Source organism: Bradyrhizobium sp. MI1.3 (genome assembly GCF_055811695.1).
In genome coordinates this window covers 57,004-72,189 of record NZ_JBVVPQ010000009.1, presented here as the reverse complement: position 1 = coordinate 72,189, position 15,186 = coordinate 57,004, and the positions used below count along the sequence as shown (strand labels likewise).

Genomic DNA, 15,186 nt, shown 5'->3' with positions numbered 1-15,186 from the left:
CCCCCGCCCCCCCCCCCCCCACACACACACCCCGCCCCCCCCCCGCTCAATTTTGGTCTGGGCCCTCGCTGCGCTCGCAATGACGATGCTGATGCAGCGGTGCGCCAAAGCTTCGGTCTCACGCGCCTCCTACGCAACGCCTTCGCAAAACCGTCACAGTCTCTAACGCCCACTAACCAACGCCCGACTTTAAACTGTCATAATCGCCGAACGGAACCCGCGCTCGTGCGCTCTTTACACGCCGTTAAGCGCGGCTGCATTGGATGCAGCGGAAAGTGCGTTGGGGACTGCCATGAGTGCCGTGAAGAAAGTGTCGGGAAAACCGGCCGCCGAAATGTTCGACGACATCCCGGTGCTTCAGCGCAAATGGCGTGCCGCGTTGAAGCCGGGCGAACGGCTGCCGCGCTACGAGGACGTGATGCTCGGCAGCCTGGGACGGCTCGCCGACCACATCGCGCTGCTCAAGGGCGACGGCGCGCTCGAACTGTCGCGCAGCGGACGCTACGTGCAGAAATGGCTCGGCGAAGAGCGCTGGGACATCCCGGTTGCCGCGCTCTCGCCCGATTGCGCTACCGCGCTGTTGGAAGCCGCGGCGAGCGCGCTCGCCAACGGGCGGCCACACCTGGCCAGCGCCCATTGCGTGCGCGACGGCATGGTCAGGACGTTTGATGTGCTGGCGCTTCCGACCGCATCGCGCTGGGGCGCGACGCTGGTCGGCGCCTACATCAACGAACGCGGCGCGCAATACAATCTCCTGGACGCGATCTTCGCTTCGACCGACGACGCGGTGGTCTCGCTGGCGACGCTGCGCGACGCGGATGGCAAGCCGTTCGATCTCCAGGTCGTGCACCACAACAAGAGTGCGGCGCTGCTGCTGAAGGCCGAAGGGGCGAGCCTGCTGTGGCGCCGCATCGGCGAGGGGGACACGCTGCTGGCCTCGGTTGAAGTCATGGAATTCTTGCTCAAAGCCGTCTCCGGCGGTCGCGGCGAGCAGCTCGAGATCGAGAGCGACGGACGCCATCTCCGGCTGAGCGCCACCGCGTTTGCCGACGTGGTCTCGCTGACGATCTCGGATGTCACTGTGTTGAAGCGGCGCGACGCCTCTTTCCGCCTGCTGTTCGACAACAACCCGATGCCGATGTGGGTGTTCGACGCCGCGAGCAAGCAGTTTCTCAGCGTCAACGACGCCGCGGTCCAGCATTACGGCTACAGCCGCGCCACCTTCCTGCGCATGAAATTGCACGAAATCTGGCCGCAGGACGAATGGGGCAGCCACGCCGAGGCGCTCGAACGCGTCGGCGACGCCTATCACTCCTCGCGCAACTGGCGGCATCTGCGCGCCGACGGCAGCGAGATCGAGGTGCTGACCTTCGGCCGCCGCGTCGCCTTCGACGATCGCGACGGATATCTGGTCGCGGTGGTCGACATCACCGAACGGCGCAAGGCCGAGGCGCGGATCGCCCACATGGCGCACCATGACGGGCTCACCGATCTGCCGAACCGCGAATATTTCCAGGAGCGCTTGAAGCAGGCGCTCGACCAGGCCAGCGGAAAGCGGGTCGGCGTGCTCTACCTCGACCTCGACCTGTTCAAGAACGTCAACGATTCCTTCGGCCATCCGGTGGGCGACCGCCTGTTGAAGGAGGTTGCCACCCGTCTGAGCACCGCGGTCCGCGGCGCCAATCTCGCGGCCCGGCTCGGCGGTGACGAGTTCGCGGTGATCCTGGCGGCCGACGTCACGCCCAACGAGGCCAGCGCCTGCGCGGGCTTGCTGATCGACCTGCTGAAGGCGCCCTACGAGATCGAGGGTCAGGAGATGGTGATCGGCGCCAGCATCGGCATCGCGCTATCGCCGGGCGACGGTACGACGTCGGAAGAGTTGATGCGCAACGCCGATATGGCGCTGTACCGGGCGAAATCCGACGGCGGCGGCGTGCATCATTTCTTCGAGCGCGAGATGGATCTGCAGGCGCAGAAGCGCCGTGACATGGAGCTCGATCTGCGCCGCGCGTTTGCCAATGGCGAGTTCGAGCTGCACTACCAGCCGCTGGTCTCGATCGCCTCCGACCGCATCTCCGGCTTCGAGTCGCTGCTGCGCTGGCATCACCCCGACAAGGGCATGATCTCGCCGGCGGAGTTCATTCCGGTCGCCGAGGACATCGGCCTGATCACCCAGCTTGGTGAGTGGGTGCTGCGCGTAGCTTGCTCCGAGGCGGTGAAATGGCCCGTCGACGTCAAGGTCGCGGTCAATCTGTCGCCGGCGCAGTTCCGAAGCCGCAATCTGGTTCAGGTCGTGATCTCGGCACTGGCGCAGTCCGGCCTGTCGCCGAAGCGGCTCGAGCTGGAGATCACTGAGTCGATCTTCCTGGCCGAGACCGACGCCAATCTCGCCATCCTGCATCAGTTGCGCGAGCTCGGCGTCAGCATCTCCATGGATGATTTCGGCACCGGCTATTCCAGCCTCAGCTATCTCCGCAGCTTCCCCTTCGACAAGATCAAGATCGACCGCTCCTTCGTCAAGGATCTGGCAGGGCGGCCCGATTGCGTCGCGATCGTTCGCGCGATCTCGGGGCTTGGCCGCAGCCTCAACATCACCACGACCGCGGAAGGCGTCGAGACCGAGGATCAGCTCGCGTGGTTGCGCGCCGAAGGCTGCAACGAAGTGCAGGGCTTCTTGTTCAGCGCTGCGCGGCCCGCGGCCGAGATCGCAAAGCTGCTCGCCGATTTCGGCCAGCGTGCTTCACGGGCGGCGTAACTCGGACGGATAACAATCATAGACCAGCGCTTTGAAGGCGGGCGTGATGCGGCTGCGTTCGTTCTGGGTCTGCTGCATCAGCAGGTAGACCATGTCGAGCTTGGGATCGACGCCGAAATAGGTGCCGCTGCCACTGTCCCATTTCAACTCGCCGAGCGAGCCCGGCGGCGGCGGTCTGGCGTTGCCGGGATCGGTCCGCACCGCGAGGCCATAGCCATAGCCGAAGCCGTCGCCCGGAAAATAGAAGTAATCGCGTCCGACGCCCGAGCCCGGCCCGACGTGATCGGTCGTCATGGCCTTGAACGCGGCGGGGCTCAGATAGCGTTTGCCGTCGAACTCGCCGCCATTGAGCAGCATCTGCGCGAAGCGCTGATAGTCGGTGATGGTCGAGAGCAGCCCGCCGCCGCCGGACTGCCATTCGGGATGGTCGAGGCGCTCGCGCTCGGCGGCGAGCAGGATGTTGTCGTTCGGCAGCGGCCGCGCCATCCGCGCGAGCTCGTCCTCGGTCGCCAGCGCGAACTTGGTGCTGCTCATGCCGAGCGGATCGAAGATGCGCTGCTTGAGGAATGCGTACAGCGTCTGGCCCGAGATGATCTCGATGACGCTGCCGAGCACGTCGGTGGAATGACCGTAGCGCCACAGGGTCCCCGGCTGCCGCGCCAGCGGCAGCTTCGCGATGCGTTGGGCGAATTCCCTGTTGTCGAATTGACCTTCGAAGATATTGGCGGCCTTGTAGGCCTGCTCGACCCATTTGCCCCCGATGTAGTCGTAGCTGATGCCGGAGGTGTGCCGCAGCAGATCCTCGATGTTGACGGGACGGATCGGCGCCACGAGATCCAGATGCAACGTGCCGTCGGGATTGGTGACCTCAAGTCCCACCTTGGTATCGGCAAAGAGGGGAACGTATTTCGACACCGGGTCGGTGAGCGCGAGCTTACCCTCGTCGATCAGCATCATCGCGCCAAGGCACGTGACCGGCTTGGTCATCGAGTGGATGGCGAAGATCGTATCGGGCGTCATCGCGAGGCCCGTCCTGGTGTCGCGCACGCCGAAAGTCTTCAGATAGACCGGCTTGCCGTGCTGCTGGACCAGGACCACGGCGCCCGGCAGCCGGCCGCTCGTCACCTCGTTGTCAAAGTACGCGGTGATGCGGTCGAGCCCCTCGGACGACGGAGCGGGGATGTCGGCGGCGCGGGCCCGCGCCATCGTGCCGGCCAGCAGCGCGGCTCCGACCAGAAATTCACGACGCTTCATCCGGGCTTCCTCAAGACGTCGAAGGCGTCAACACGCCTTCGATTAAAATCGCGTCACGATTTCGGAAAGGACCGGTCGCGGACGGTCCTCGCTCGGCCTGGTCGGCTTGCCGATATGGACGAAGCCGGCGAGTTTCTCGTCCGGTTTGAGGCCGAGGCCATCCAGCACGTCGCGATCGAACGCGAACCAGCCGGTCAGCCAGCACGCGCCGTAGCCGAGCGCGGTCGCGGCCGTGACGATGTTCATGACGCTGGCGCCGGCCGACAATTCCTGCTCGAAGGCCGGCACCTTCGGATGCGGCTTGGTGAAGCTGACGATGCCGATCACCAGCGGCGCATCCGTGAGGCGCTTGCGCTCGGTCTCGACATCGGCCGCCGCCGCGCCGGGATTCTTCCGGGCAAACACCTTCGCGATCACCTCGCCGGCGCGCTGGCGCGCATCGCCCTCGAAGATGATGAAGCGCCAGGGCGCGAGCTTGCCATGGTCGGGCACGCGCGCGCCGATGGTGAGGATGGTCTCGAGCTCGGCCGGGGAGGGGCCGGGTCCGGACATCTCGCGCGGCTTGACCGAGCGGCGGGTCTTCAGGAGTTCGATGGCATCGGGCACTGCGGTTTCCTCTTCGGCTGGTCGTCGGGCGTGCAGTCCCCACATAGGAATGCACGCCCGCAACCGAAAGCGAGTTTAGACCGATTTCAGATGTCAGGCCGCGCCGCGGCTCCGCTTCACATCCGGCGGGGTCGCCTCGTCGACGAGGGCGGCGATGGCCTCCGCCGTCGTCGTCACTTGCTGACCGTCGCTGCCGAGCCGGCGGATCGAGACCGACTGCGTCTCGGCCTCTTTCTTGCCGACCACGAGCAGTGCCGGAATCTTGGCCAGCGAATGCTCGCGGACCTTGTAGTTGATCTTTTCGTTGCGCAGGTCGATCTCGGCCCGAAGTCCCGCACGCCGGACTTGCTCCAACACCTGCTTGGCGTACTCGTCGGCTTCCGACGTGATGGTGGTGACCACCACCTGCACCGGCGACAGCCAGAGCGGGAAGTTGCCGGCATAGTGCTCGATCAGGATGCCGATGAAGCGCTCCATCGAACCGCAGATCGCGCGGTGCACCATGACCGGCGGCTTCTTGCCGCTGTCGTGGTCGATGTAGAACGCACCGAACCGTTCCGGCAGGTTGAAGTCGACCTGCGTGGTGCCGCACTGCCAGTCGCGGCCGATGGCGTCGCGCAGCACATATTCGAACTTCGGCCCATAGAAGGCGCCTTCGCCCGGATTGATCTCGGTCTTGATGTGATTGTTCTGCGACTGGATCTCGCGCAGCACCGTCGCCATCACGCGCTCGGCGTGATCCCACATCGCGTCGGTGCCGACGCGTTTCTCCGGCCGGGTCGACAGCTTCACCGTGAGATCGCCGGTGAAGCCGAAATCGGCGTAGGTCGACAGGATCAGCTCGTTGATCTTCAGGCACTCGTCGGCGAGCTGATCCTCCATGCAGAAGATGTGCGCGTCGTCCTGGGTGAAACCGCGCACGCGCATCAATCCGTGCATCGCGCCGGACGGTTCGTAGCGGTGCACCACGCCGAACTCGGCGAGCCGCAGCGGCAGGTCGCGGTAGCTCTTCAGGCCATGCTTGAAGATCTGCACGTGGCCGGGGCAGTTCATCGGCTTCAGCGCGAACCAGCGCTTGTCCTCGGCCTCCTCGCCGGCCGACTGCGCCGCGAACATGTTTTCGCGGTACCAGCCCCAATGGCCGGAGGTCTCCCACAACGACTTGTCGAGGATCTGCGGGGCGTTGACCTCGCTGTAGTCGCCGGCGAGGCGTCGCCGCATATAGGCGATCAGCTGCTGGAAGATGGTCCAGCCCTTGGCGTGCCAGAACACGACGCCCGGGCCTTCCTCCTGGAAGTGGAAGAGGTCGAGCTCGCGTCCGAGCTTACGATGGTCGCGCTTCTCCGCTTCCTCGATCTGCTTCAGATAAGCGTCGAGGTCCTCCTGCTTGGCGAATGCCGTGCCGTAGATGCGAGTCAGCATCGGGTTGTTGCTGTCGCCGCGCCAATAGGCGCCGGCCACCTTCATCAGCTTGAAGGCGTTGCCGACCTTGCCGGTCGAGGTCATGTGCGGGCCGCGGCAGAGATCGAACCAGTCGCCCTGGTAATAGATTTTGATCGGCTCGTTGCCGGGAATGGCGTCGACCAGCTCGACCTTGAACGCCTCGCCCTTGTCGCGGAACACCCGTTTGGTCTTTTCGCGATCCCAAACCTCCTTCGTAAAAGGCTTGTCGCGCGCGATGAGCTCGCGCATCTTTTTCTCGATCGCGGCAAAGTCTTCCGGCGTGAACGGCTCGTTGCGGAAGAAATCGTAATAAAAGCCGTTCTCGATCACGGGGCCGATGGTGACCTGCGTGCCCGGCCACAGCGTCTGCACGGCTTCGGCAAGCACGTGGGCGCAGTCATGGCGGATCAGCTCGAGCGCGCGCGGATCGTCGCGGTTGATCAGCTCGATCCTGGCATCGGCTTCGATGGGATCGTCGAGGTCGGAGATCACGCCGTCGAGCGCCATCGCGACCGTGCGCTTGGCCAGCGACGGCGAAATGCCCTTGGCAAGTTCAAGGCCGGTGATGCTCTTGGCGTATTCGCGCCGGGCGCCGTCGGGGAAGGTGAGGGTGATTTTTTCCGGCGGGGTCACGGGTCTCAAATTGCTGAGGCTGTACTGAAAGCCGGATTCGGATTTGGGCTGCTCGGACTTGGATTGGTCCTTGGATTGGTCCGTGGGCTGGTCGGTCATGGCATGTCTCCTGAGGCTCACTCCTGCGAACGAGCGCAGGTAAGCGGGAACGAGCGATATATCAGGCGATTCGGCCTGCGCAATCCGGCATTTCCAAGAAAACGGCGCGCAAAAGCGGGGGCGCTGCACGAACTATTCCGGGCAATGCCCTTTAACTGGTCGCAAGGCGGTTCTACATGCGTTTGCATGGAAAATGCACGCGCCGGCCGTTTCGCGCCAACCGCCCTGATGCTCGGCAATCTCGTCACCGGCTGCTCGGTCTTGGCACCGGCCGGCATGCTGCCGGAATTGGCGACGGGGCTCGACGTCAGCATCCATGCGGCCGCGCTCCTGATCACCTTCGGGGCTGTCATCCTGTGCATCGGCTCGCCGCTGACGGCCTGGCTCACCAGCCGCATCGAGCGCCGGGCGCTGCTCACCACGACGCTGGCGGTGCTCGCCTTTGGCAACCTCGCTTCGGCCTTTGCGCCCGACTATGCAAGCCTCCTCGTCATCCGCCTGGTGCTGCTCGCGGTCGGCGCGCTTTACACGCCGCAGGCCGCCGGCACGGCGGCGCTGATCGTGCCGGTGGAGCGTCGCGGCAGCACGATTGCCTACATCTTTCTCGGCTGGTCGCTCGCTGCCGCCGTCGGCCTGCCGCTGATCACCTTCATCGCCAGCCGCTATGGCTGGCGCGCGGCCTATGGCGGGATCGGCGCGCTCGGTTGCGTCAGCCTGCTGCTGTTGCTGATGCGGCTGCCGGCGGGCTTGAAGGGGGCGCCGGTGGACCTGAAGACCTGGAGCGCGGTCGGTCGCAACAGAACGATCCTGCTGCTGCTTGCGATCACGATGTTGCAGATGTCCGGGCAGTTCGTGGTGTTCACCTTCATGGGGCCGCTGCTCAACAAGCTGACCGGCGCAGGGCCCGATGCGATCGGCCTGGTGTTCGCTCTCTATGGCGTCTGTGGCTTCCTCGGCGTTGTCATCGCGACCCGCATCGTCGACACATCAGGACCCTATCGCACCTCGCTGTTGTTCACCTGCCTGCTGCTTGCGGGGATCACGGGCTGGGCGCTCGGCGCCGGTACGCTCGCGTTGATGGCGGGTGCGGTCGCGATCTGGGGCCTCGGCTTTGCCTCGACCAATTCGATGCAGCAGGTGCGGCTGGTCTCGGCCGCACCATCGCTGGCATCGGCGACTGTCGCACTCAACACCTCCGTCCTCTATATCGGCCAGGCGATCGGCTCTGCCGTCGGTGGACTGTTGTTCGCCCGCGGGCTCCTGCACACGCTCGGCTTCGTCGCGGTCGGTTTCGTCGTGGTCGCGCTGATCCTGGTGGTCCTGACCCGGCCCCAGCCGGCAACTGCCGCCCCGGCCTGAACGGAAGCGTGTCCGTGTGCGCAAGGTGCTTGGCAAACCGCGCGCGGGAGCGCTAGAAGGCGAGGCATGGGGACCAAAGAGGGTTGACTGAAATGAGGATGATTCTGGCGGTTGTCGCGGTGCTCTATTCAGCCTCCGCTTTCGCGCAAGCCGACAAGCCACCGCCGATGGTCGGGGACAAGCCGTTGGTGCAAGTCAAGCCCAAGGGCACCAAGGCGGGGACCAAGGAGGCGGCGGCCAAGCCGGCCGCGGCGCCGAAGGGCAAGCCACAATCGATCGCGGCGCGGCTCCAGGCTTGCCTCGACCTCGATGACGGCACCAAGGACCGGCTCAATTGCTACGACGCCGTGATCCCCCCGGCGCCAAAGCCGAAGCCGGCGAAGGCCAAGGGCTACGCCGATTGCCGTTTCTTCAAGGAAGAGGACGAGCGGCTGGCCTGCTTCAATGGGTTTGCCGAGAGCATTCCGAAGCTGCCAAAGAGCTGAGCGACAGACGTAGGCTTAGCGAGTCACGTCCAATCAGCGACTCGATGCGGATGACGCCGTAGCTGCGACGCGCGTCAGCGCCAGTGCCGGCGTCGCTGACATCTTCACCAGCACGTCCTTGAGCGGATATTGCGTCCAGGCGCGATTGACATAGTCACGATGGGTGATGCCGTCCCCGGTTTCGACGAACACCACGCTGCCCGGACGCAAGGGGCCGTCCATGTCTTCGGAGACGGTGATGCCCTTCTGCCGCAGCGTGCTCATCAGTTCGCGGTCGCGCCGCGCGGTGTAGCGGGTGTAGGAGCTGACGAAGAAGCCGGAGCGGTGGCTCTCGATCCATGAGGCGAACTTGTCCATCTCGCCATAGACGGCGTCGAGCAACACGACGCCGCGGACGCGGTCGCTGATGCCACCAACCTCGAGACTCCAGGCGGTCGGCAGGAAGCCGCCGCTGTAGCCGACGATCACGATCGGCATGTTGGCGAAGGCGCGGGCGCTGTTGGGATCGCCCGTGAGCCGGGCCAGATGGTTCGCCGACTCGTCGATGAAGCGCTTGAGGCCGCCGGCCTGCCAGAATTTTCCTGCGCTGGAATCGGCGGCGTCGACCGCCATCTGCGGTGCGAGCAGGATGGCATTGGCGCCGGAATCGGTGATCTGTTGCGGCACCAGCTGGCGGTCGCGCACGTCGCGCTCCAGCGTCGCGCCATTGCCGTGGAAGAACACCACGATCACGCCGGGCTTCCGCACGTCGAAATGTTCGGGCACGTGCATCAAGACGCGGTTGTCGTTGTAAGTCTCGTCCTGCCAGAACACGCGCCCGGAATAGCTGCGGTGGCCGCGGCGGTCGCCCTTGGAGATGTTGAGGAATGGCGCGTCGGAGGCAGGGTTGTTGCCGAAATAGGGGAAAGCTGACGATTTCATGCTGACGAGCGTCGTCAGGTCCTCGCGTGGCGGACGCTGGTAGGGGGCCTGCGGCGCGAGCGAAGCGACCTTGTAGGGCGCCTGCTCCGGCTGCTGCTGCACGGCGCGCTTGGGTGAGAAGTCGGACATCTGCCGTTGCAGAAAACCCTCGCTCGCGGATGGGAAGCGCTCCTTGAACTGGGGGGCCGGGAAGCGATCCTCGAACGTGTCGCCGCTTGCGACTTGCTGGCTTGTCTTCGCGACGACCTGGACGTTGGCTGGGACGTTGCCTTGGACATTGGCCTGCGAGTTCGCCGCGAGCGCTGCCGGATTGGGCGCCTTGCCGCATTGAACCAGCGTCAGCGACAACGGCACCAAGGCTGAGATCAGAGCGGTCCGAAGCGCACGACCGCGTGCGCCGGACGTGGTCCGGTCGGCGCGGATGTCAGCTCTCGGTTTCGGAACGGCCCCGACCATTCACCCATGACCCCAAGTCATGACCACAAGTCCATCGGCAATCATTAAGGCAATTGAGCCGACGGGCGTTTAGGCGACGTTAAGTGTCCGGAGAAACTTCCCCACATCCGGAACGCTCGAAGGGACCACGCAATCGTGTCGTGATTGTGGGGGGGGGAGGCGGGATGTCCCGGTGTTTACGAAGCTTTATTGCCCGGATGGTGCATTAATGGTGCTGCAGTACCGATTTGGCCCCGCCTCATTTAACCCTTGTTAACCCTGCTTGAATTGACTGGACCGAGCTGCACGATGCTTCCCACGAGGCGTGACGCCTGAGGTTGAGGACGGCGATGACGGCATCAGATGCGGGTACTGCACCCTGGACCGGCCGGCTGACCGGACGCGGGTCGGGGGTCTCCGTTCTGGTCGCAACCGCCATCGTCGTGGCCGACATGATCGGGGTCGGCGTCTTCACCAGCCTCGGCTTCCAGGTCAAGGACATCCCCTCAGGCTTCTCGATCCTCTTGCTGTGGACCGTCGGCGGCATCGTCGCGCTATGCGGGGTATTCTCCTACAGCGAGCTCGGCGCGATGTTTCCGCGCTCGAGCGGCGAGTACAATTTCCTCGGCCGCGCCTATCATCCCGCCTTCGGCTTTCTCGCCGGCTGGGTGTCGGCGACCGTTGGCTTTGCAGCACCCGTCGCGCTCGCCGCGATGGCCTTCGGCGAATACGCCAAATCGGTCGTGCCCGGTGTGCCGCCGATCCCGCTTGCCATCGCCGTGGTGTGGCTGGTCTCGCTCGTGCAACTGACCGGGGTCAGGCACTCCTCGACCTTCCAGTTGATCTCGACCATCCTGAAGGTCGTGCTGATCGTTGCCTTCCTGGTTGCAGGATTCATTGTCGGCGTGCCGCAGCCGATCGCCTTCACGCCGCAGGCGGGCGATCTCGCGCATATCGTCAGCGCGCCCTTCGCGATCGGGCTCGTCTTCGTGATGTATTCGTTCTCGGGCTGGAATGCCGCAACCTACATCATCGGCGAGATGAACATGCCGCAGCGGGACCTGCCGCGTGCGCTGCTCGCGGGCACGCTGATCGTGCTCGTGCTGTACGTCGCGCTGAATGCGGTGTTTCTCCATTCGACGCCGGTCGGCGCGCTCGCGGGTCAGCTCGACGTCGCCAGCGTCGCCGGCAGCGCGATTTTCGGCAATCTCGGCGGCCGGATCGTCGGCGCGATGATCTGTTTCGGCCTGATCTCCTCGATCAGCGCGATGATGTGGATCGGCCCGCGCGTGATGATGACGATGGGGGAGGACATTCCGGCGCTGCGCGTGTTCTCGCAGAGATCGGTGCGCGGCGCGCCGGCCTATGCGATCCTGTTTCAGCTCGCCGTCGCCAATCTGCTGCTGTTCACGCGCAGCTTCGAGGCCGTGCTCGACTTCATCCAGTTCGCGCTGCTGTTCTGCTCGTTCTTCACGGTCGCCGGCGTCATCAAGCTGCGCATCACGGATCCCGATTTGCCGCGGCCCTATCGCGCCTGGGGATACCCGTTCACGCCGCTCGTTTTCCTGCTCGTGACCGGGTTCATGATGTACTATTTGTTGACCGAGCGGCTCGTGCAATCGCTGTCGGGGATGCTCGTCATGCTCTCGGGCCTGTTGATTTATGCTGTTTTCCGCAGGCGGCCGGTCGCCGCTGGCACGTCACACAATCGCGAATAGACATGTTTCGACCCATGAGAATTGCGGCCGTGGCTCTCGCCTTGCTGGCTGCGGCCGTCCCGTCCGCACGTGCTGCCGAGGCAACCTTCGACGACACCGCGCGCTTCCTCGCGGGCATGCAGCCTTCGGCGGATTCGCCGCTGGTGCCGCTCACAAAGGACCCGGGCTGGCAGCGCCACGCGAGATTCTTCGACGGCGCCTTCGCCCAGCTTGAGGAGCGCCAGCTCTCGAAGATCCGCAACTGGGCCGACGTCAATCTGGCGGCGCCCAGACCGACCATGTTTTATTTGTTCAGCGGCCCCGACTTCCTCTACGCCAACGCCTTCTATTCGAAGGCCAGCACTTACGTGCTCGGCGCGCTGGAGCCGGTCGGTGCGGTGGCTGACCTGACGCGATTGCCACGCGGTTCGGTCGGCGCCGCGCTCTACAATGTCGAGCGCTCGCTCGGCTCGATCCTGAGTTTTTCCTTCTTCATCACCAAGCAAATGAAGGTCGACCTGCACACCAACCAGGTCAACGGCACCTTGCCGATCCTCTACGTCTTCCTCGTCCGCTCCGGCAAGACCATCCGCAATGTCGAAATGGTTGCACTCGACGACAAGGGCGGGATGCATGTCGGCAACGACAACCCCGGACCGAACGCGACGCGCGGCGCCCGCATCACCTTTGCAGGCCCCGACGGCGAGGCGCGCACGCTGTATTATTTCTCGACCGATCTCTCCAATTCAGGTGCACGCGCAGCCGGCTTCCTGAAGTTCTGCGAGACGCTCGGCCCCGGCAACAGCCTGATCAAGAGCGCGTCTTATCTGCTGCACTCCGGCAATTTCACCGTCGCGCGCGACTGGTTGCTCGCCAACAGCGCGACCATCGTCCAGGACGATTCCGGCATTCCGCTTTCGAGCTACAATTCGCGGCAATGGCGCTTCTTCCCGTTCGGCCGCTATCTCGGACCCATCAGCGAATTTCCCGGCCGCTACCAGGAACGCTACGCCGCGCTGTTCACGCGCGCCCAGCCGATCGATTTCGGCGTCGGCTACCGCTGGCGGATGCACGAATCGAACTTGCTGCTGGCGGTGAAGGTGCCGGCAAGCGAGACAGCGCCCGGCGCGGAGACCACCTCGTCCGCCGAGCCCTCGCCGAAACCACCGCGTCCGAAGCGGCCACGTCCGCCCGAGCCGGTCCCGCCGCCACCCGGGCGCTTTTTCTGGTCCCGCTAAACCTGGTGCTCGGCCGGCGTTACGCCGCCGGGCTCTGGGCGACCACAACCAGGACCTCCGCCTTCTGTCGGCCGAGGCTCCTGACCTCGTGCGGTGTCTCGCCTGAAAAATATAGGCAATCGCCCTTGCCGAGGACGAGTTCTTCGCCGTCGAGCTTGATCGCGATCTTGCCGTTGATGACAAACAGCAACTCCTCGCCCGCATGCGAGGCGCGCGTCGCCGACTTGTGCGGCGGGCTCAGGAGGAACGGCTCCATCATCTTGCGGGTGCGGCCGGTTGCCAGTGGCACTACGCCAAAGGTGTCCTGAAACAGCGGCACGCTGCCGCCTTCACGGCGGAACAGCGTGTAGCGCGGCGCGGGCTCGGCGTTCGGGTCGAAGAAGGTCGCGACGTTGACCTCGAGCGCGGCTGCCATCCGTAGCAGGGCGGCGAGCGAAGGGATCTTCAGGTTGCGCTCGACCAGCGAGATATAGCCGCGCGTGAGATCACTCTGTTTGGCAAGCTGGTCCAGTGTCAGGCCCTTGGCGATGCGCGCCTGGCGAATGTTGGCCCCGACGGCTGCCGCTTTGCTGACGTCAAGCACGCATGAGTCTCCCGAATTGCTGACGTCTCTTTTGCAACAGATGCCGCTCGACTGCCAGTCCGGCGGGTGCGCGCTGTCCCTTCCGTGTACGCGCCGGCTGTATTCCAAAGGAAAACATATGTGCAGAAATTTAGAGCAAGGTCGCAGATATTGTAAGCAAAGACTCTGGTTTATCGCCTAAATCAGCTCAATTAAAGGGCAATAAGCGTGCTTTGCCGCTCCGGACGGCATTTGCCGCGTTCCGCACCGTTGATTTCCAACAGTAAACATGATCGATTTTTACCGTCCGGCTGCCGATGGGCTCCGCGGACAGAACCAACTGCTTTCCCTGGCGCCGGTACTTTTTGGAGACATCGATGACCGTAGCAGACGACGTAACCCTGAACGTAGCCCCGGACGAGGCGGCGAGCTTGCGGCGGATCGTGTGGTCGAGCGTGATCGGCACCGCGGTCGAATGGTACGACTTCCTCATCTACGGCACGGCGACCGCGCTGGTCTTCAACAAGGTCTTCTTCGCTGCCGGCAACCCCGCGCTCGCCACGATCGCGGCCTTCGGCACTTATGCGGTCGGCTTTCTGGCGCGACCGCTTGGCGCCGCGATCTTCGGTCACTACGGCGACAGGGTGGGCCGCAAGGCGATGCTCGCGATCACGATCATGGTGATGGGCATCGGCACCTTTCTGATCGGCTTGCTTCCGACCTATCAGCAGATCGGGATCGCCGCGCCGCTGCTCTTGATCGGCCTGCGATTCCTCCAGGGCATTGGCCTCGGCGGCGAATGGGGTGGTGCGGTGCTGATGGTGGTGGAGAATTGTCCGACGCACCGCCGCGGCCTGCTCGGCAGCATGGTGCAGGTCGGCAATCCCATCGGCAATCTCGCCGCGATCGGCATGTTTGCGCTGGTGGCGAGCCTGCCAGAAAGTGAGTTCATGTCCTATGGCTGGCGCATTCCGTTCCTGATCTCGATCTTGCTGGTCGGCGTCGGTCTCTACATCCGCCTCAACATGGAAGAGACCGTGGCCTTCCGCCAGGTCCAGGCCAAAAAGGAGGTCGCAAGTCTGCCGCTGGTCGAGATCTTCAGGCATCACCGCCGTCCTTTCTTTACCGCGGTCGGACTGAAGATCTCGGAGATCGCCTATGCCAGCATCGGCGGCGTGTTCGTGATGTCCTACGCCACCGCGAATCTTGGCTTATCGCGTACGGTGGTGTTGAACGGCGCCTTCGCGGCATCGCTGGTCGCGCTGCTCGCCATTCCGCTGTTCGGTTGGCTGTCCGACATCGTCGGGCGCAAAAAGATGTTCTATGCAAGCTGTCTGTTTTCGGCGCTGTTTGCCTTTCCGCTGTTCTGGCTGCTCAACACCCGCGATCCCACCATCGTCATCTGGACCATCGTGGTGGCGATTACTTTCGGGCAGATGGTGATGTTCGGCATCGGCGCGCCCTGGTACTCCGAGCTGTTTTCCGCGCGGCTGCGCTATAGCGGCGCCTCGCTCGGGTTCCAGGTCGGGGCCGCCATCAGTGGCGGATTGACGCCGCTGATTGCGGCGGCTCTGATGGGCTGGAGTGGCGGCGCCACCTGGCCGGTTTCGCTGCTGCTGATTGGCTGCGCCGCCATCACGGCGACCGCGACCACGTTCGCGCCGGAAATGGCGAACAAGGAACTGACCTGATCCCGCGG

At 64.4% G+C, this 15,186-nt stretch carries 11 protein-coding genes; 6 read left to right on the top strand and 5 right to left on the bottom strand.

The genetic code is table 11. The features are described from left to right. Window positions 1-292 precede the first annotated feature (292 nt). Window positions 293-2,755 (top strand): putative bifunctional diguanylate cyclase/phosphodiesterase, encoded by a 2,463-nt coding sequence (locus tag AC0L3A_RS08700; protein ID WP_219683828.1) that lies wholly within the window; start codon window positions 293-295, stop codon window positions 2,753-2,755. On the opposite strand, the gene AC0L3A_RS08695 is transcribed toward AC0L3A_RS08700, so the two are convergent. From AC0L3A_RS08695 to thrS, 3 genes are all read right to left on the bottom strand, one after another. Continuing rightward, a complete protein-coding gene (locus AC0L3A_RS08695; protein ID WP_007602606.1) occupies window positions 2,741-4,009 on the bottom strand; it encodes a serine hydrolase domain-containing protein in 1,269 nt (422 codons plus the stop codon). The genes AC0L3A_RS08700 and AC0L3A_RS08695 overlap by 15 nt on opposite strands. 42 nt (window positions 4,010-4,051) lie before the next feature. Next, a complete protein-coding gene (locus AC0L3A_RS08690; RefSeq protein WP_007602608.1) occupies window positions 4,052-4,615 on the bottom strand; it encodes a nitroreductase family protein in 564 nt (187 codons plus the stop codon). A 93-nt stretch (window positions 4,616-4,708) separates the two neighbouring features. Then, on the bottom strand, window positions 4,709-6,790 hold the full coding sequence (gene thrS / locus AC0L3A_RS08685; RefSeq protein ID WP_219683827.1) for a threonine--tRNA ligase: 2,082 nt from the start codon (window positions 6,788-6,790) through the stop codon (window positions 4,709-4,711). A 186-nt stretch (window positions 6,791-6,976) separates the two neighbouring features. Here thrS and AC0L3A_RS08680 point away from each other — a divergent pair, with 186 nt between their 5' ends. Together AC0L3A_RS08680 and AC0L3A_RS08675 are read left to right on the top strand one after the other, a co-directional pair. After that, window positions 6,977-8,149, top strand: coding sequence for an MFS transporter (locus tag AC0L3A_RS08680; RefSeq protein ID WP_219683826.1), 1,173 nt, complete (start codon window positions 6,977-6,979; stop codon window positions 8,147-8,149). Between the two features lie 92 nt (window positions 8,150-8,241). Beyond that, the gene (locus AC0L3A_RS08675; RefSeq protein ID WP_219683825.1) at window positions 8,242-8,634 is read left to right on the top strand and encodes a hypothetical protein; all 393 of its coding nucleotides are present in this window, start codon (window positions 8,242-8,244) and stop codon (window positions 8,632-8,634) included. A 33-nt stretch (window positions 8,635-8,667) separates the two neighbouring features. Here the strand turns inward: AC0L3A_RS08675 and AC0L3A_RS08670 are convergent, their stop codons facing one another. Further along, window positions 8,668-10,011 carry an alpha/beta hydrolase gene (locus tag AC0L3A_RS08670; protein ID WP_007602614.1) on the bottom strand — a complete coding sequence of 448 codons (1,344 nt, stop codon included), beginning with the start codon at window positions 10,009-10,011 and terminating at the stop codon, window positions 8,668-8,670. Window positions 10,012-10,340: 329 nt separating this feature from the next. Between AC0L3A_RS08670 and AC0L3A_RS08665 the strand changes: the two genes are divergently transcribed. After that, on the top strand, window positions 10,341-11,708 hold the full coding sequence (locus AC0L3A_RS08665) for an APC family permease (protein ID WP_007602618.1): 1,368 nt from the start codon (window positions 10,341-10,343) through the stop codon (window positions 11,706-11,708). A 2-nt stretch (window positions 11,709-11,710) separates the two neighbouring features. Beyond that, a complete protein-coding gene (locus AC0L3A_RS08660; RefSeq protein ID WP_219683824.1) occupies window positions 11,711-12,925 on the top strand; it encodes a hypothetical protein in 1,215 nt (404 codons plus the stop codon). Window positions 12,926-12,944: 19 nt separating this feature from the next. Here the strand turns inward: AC0L3A_RS08660 and AC0L3A_RS08655 are convergent, their stop codons facing one another. Further along, window positions 12,945-13,508, bottom strand: coding sequence for a helix-turn-helix domain-containing protein (locus tag AC0L3A_RS08655; RefSeq protein WP_007602622.1), 564 nt, complete (start codon window positions 13,506-13,508; stop codon window positions 12,945-12,947). A 356-nt stretch (window positions 13,509-13,864) separates the two neighbouring features. Here AC0L3A_RS08655 and AC0L3A_RS08650 point away from each other — a divergent pair, with 356 nt between their 5' ends. After that, entirely contained in the window at window positions 13,865-15,178 is a 1,314-nt protein-coding gene (locus AC0L3A_RS08650; protein WP_219683823.1) for an MFS transporter, read from the top strand. Window positions 15,179-15,186 lie beyond the last annotated feature (8 nt).

Coding starts and splice junctions, on each gene's coding strand:
- AC0L3A_RS08680 (WP_219683826.1), top strand. CDS start 6,977: ATGGAAAATGCACGCGCCGGCCGTTTCGCGCCAACCGCCCTGATGCTC.
- thrS (WP_219683827.1), bottom strand. CDS start 6,790: ATGACCGACCAGCCCACGGACCAATCCAAGGACCAATCCAAGTCCGAG.
- AC0L3A_RS08660 (WP_219683824.1), top strand. CDS start 11,711: ATGTTTCGACCCATGAGAATTGCGGCCGTGGCTCTCGCCTTGCTGGCT.
- AC0L3A_RS08695 (WP_007602606.1), bottom strand. CDS start 4,009: ATGAAGCGTCGTGAATTTCTGGTCGGAGCCGCGCTGCTGGCCGGCACG.
- AC0L3A_RS08650 (WP_219683823.1), top strand. CDS start 13,865: ATGACCGTAGCAGACGACGTAACCCTGAACGTAGCCCCGGACGAGGCG.
- AC0L3A_RS08675 (WP_219683825.1), top strand. CDS start 8,242: ATGAGGATGATTCTGGCGGTTGTCGCGGTGCTCTATTCAGCCTCCGCT.
- AC0L3A_RS08665 (WP_007602618.1), top strand. CDS start 10,341: ATGACGGCATCAGATGCGGGTACTGCACCCTGGACCGGCCGGCTGACC.
- AC0L3A_RS08700 (WP_219683828.1), top strand. CDS start 293: ATGAGTGCCGTGAAGAAAGTGTCGGGAAAACCGGCCGCCGAAATGTTC.
- AC0L3A_RS08670 (WP_007602614.1), bottom strand. CDS start 10,011: ATGGTCGGGGCCGTTCCGAAACCGAGAGCTGACATCCGCGCCGACCGG.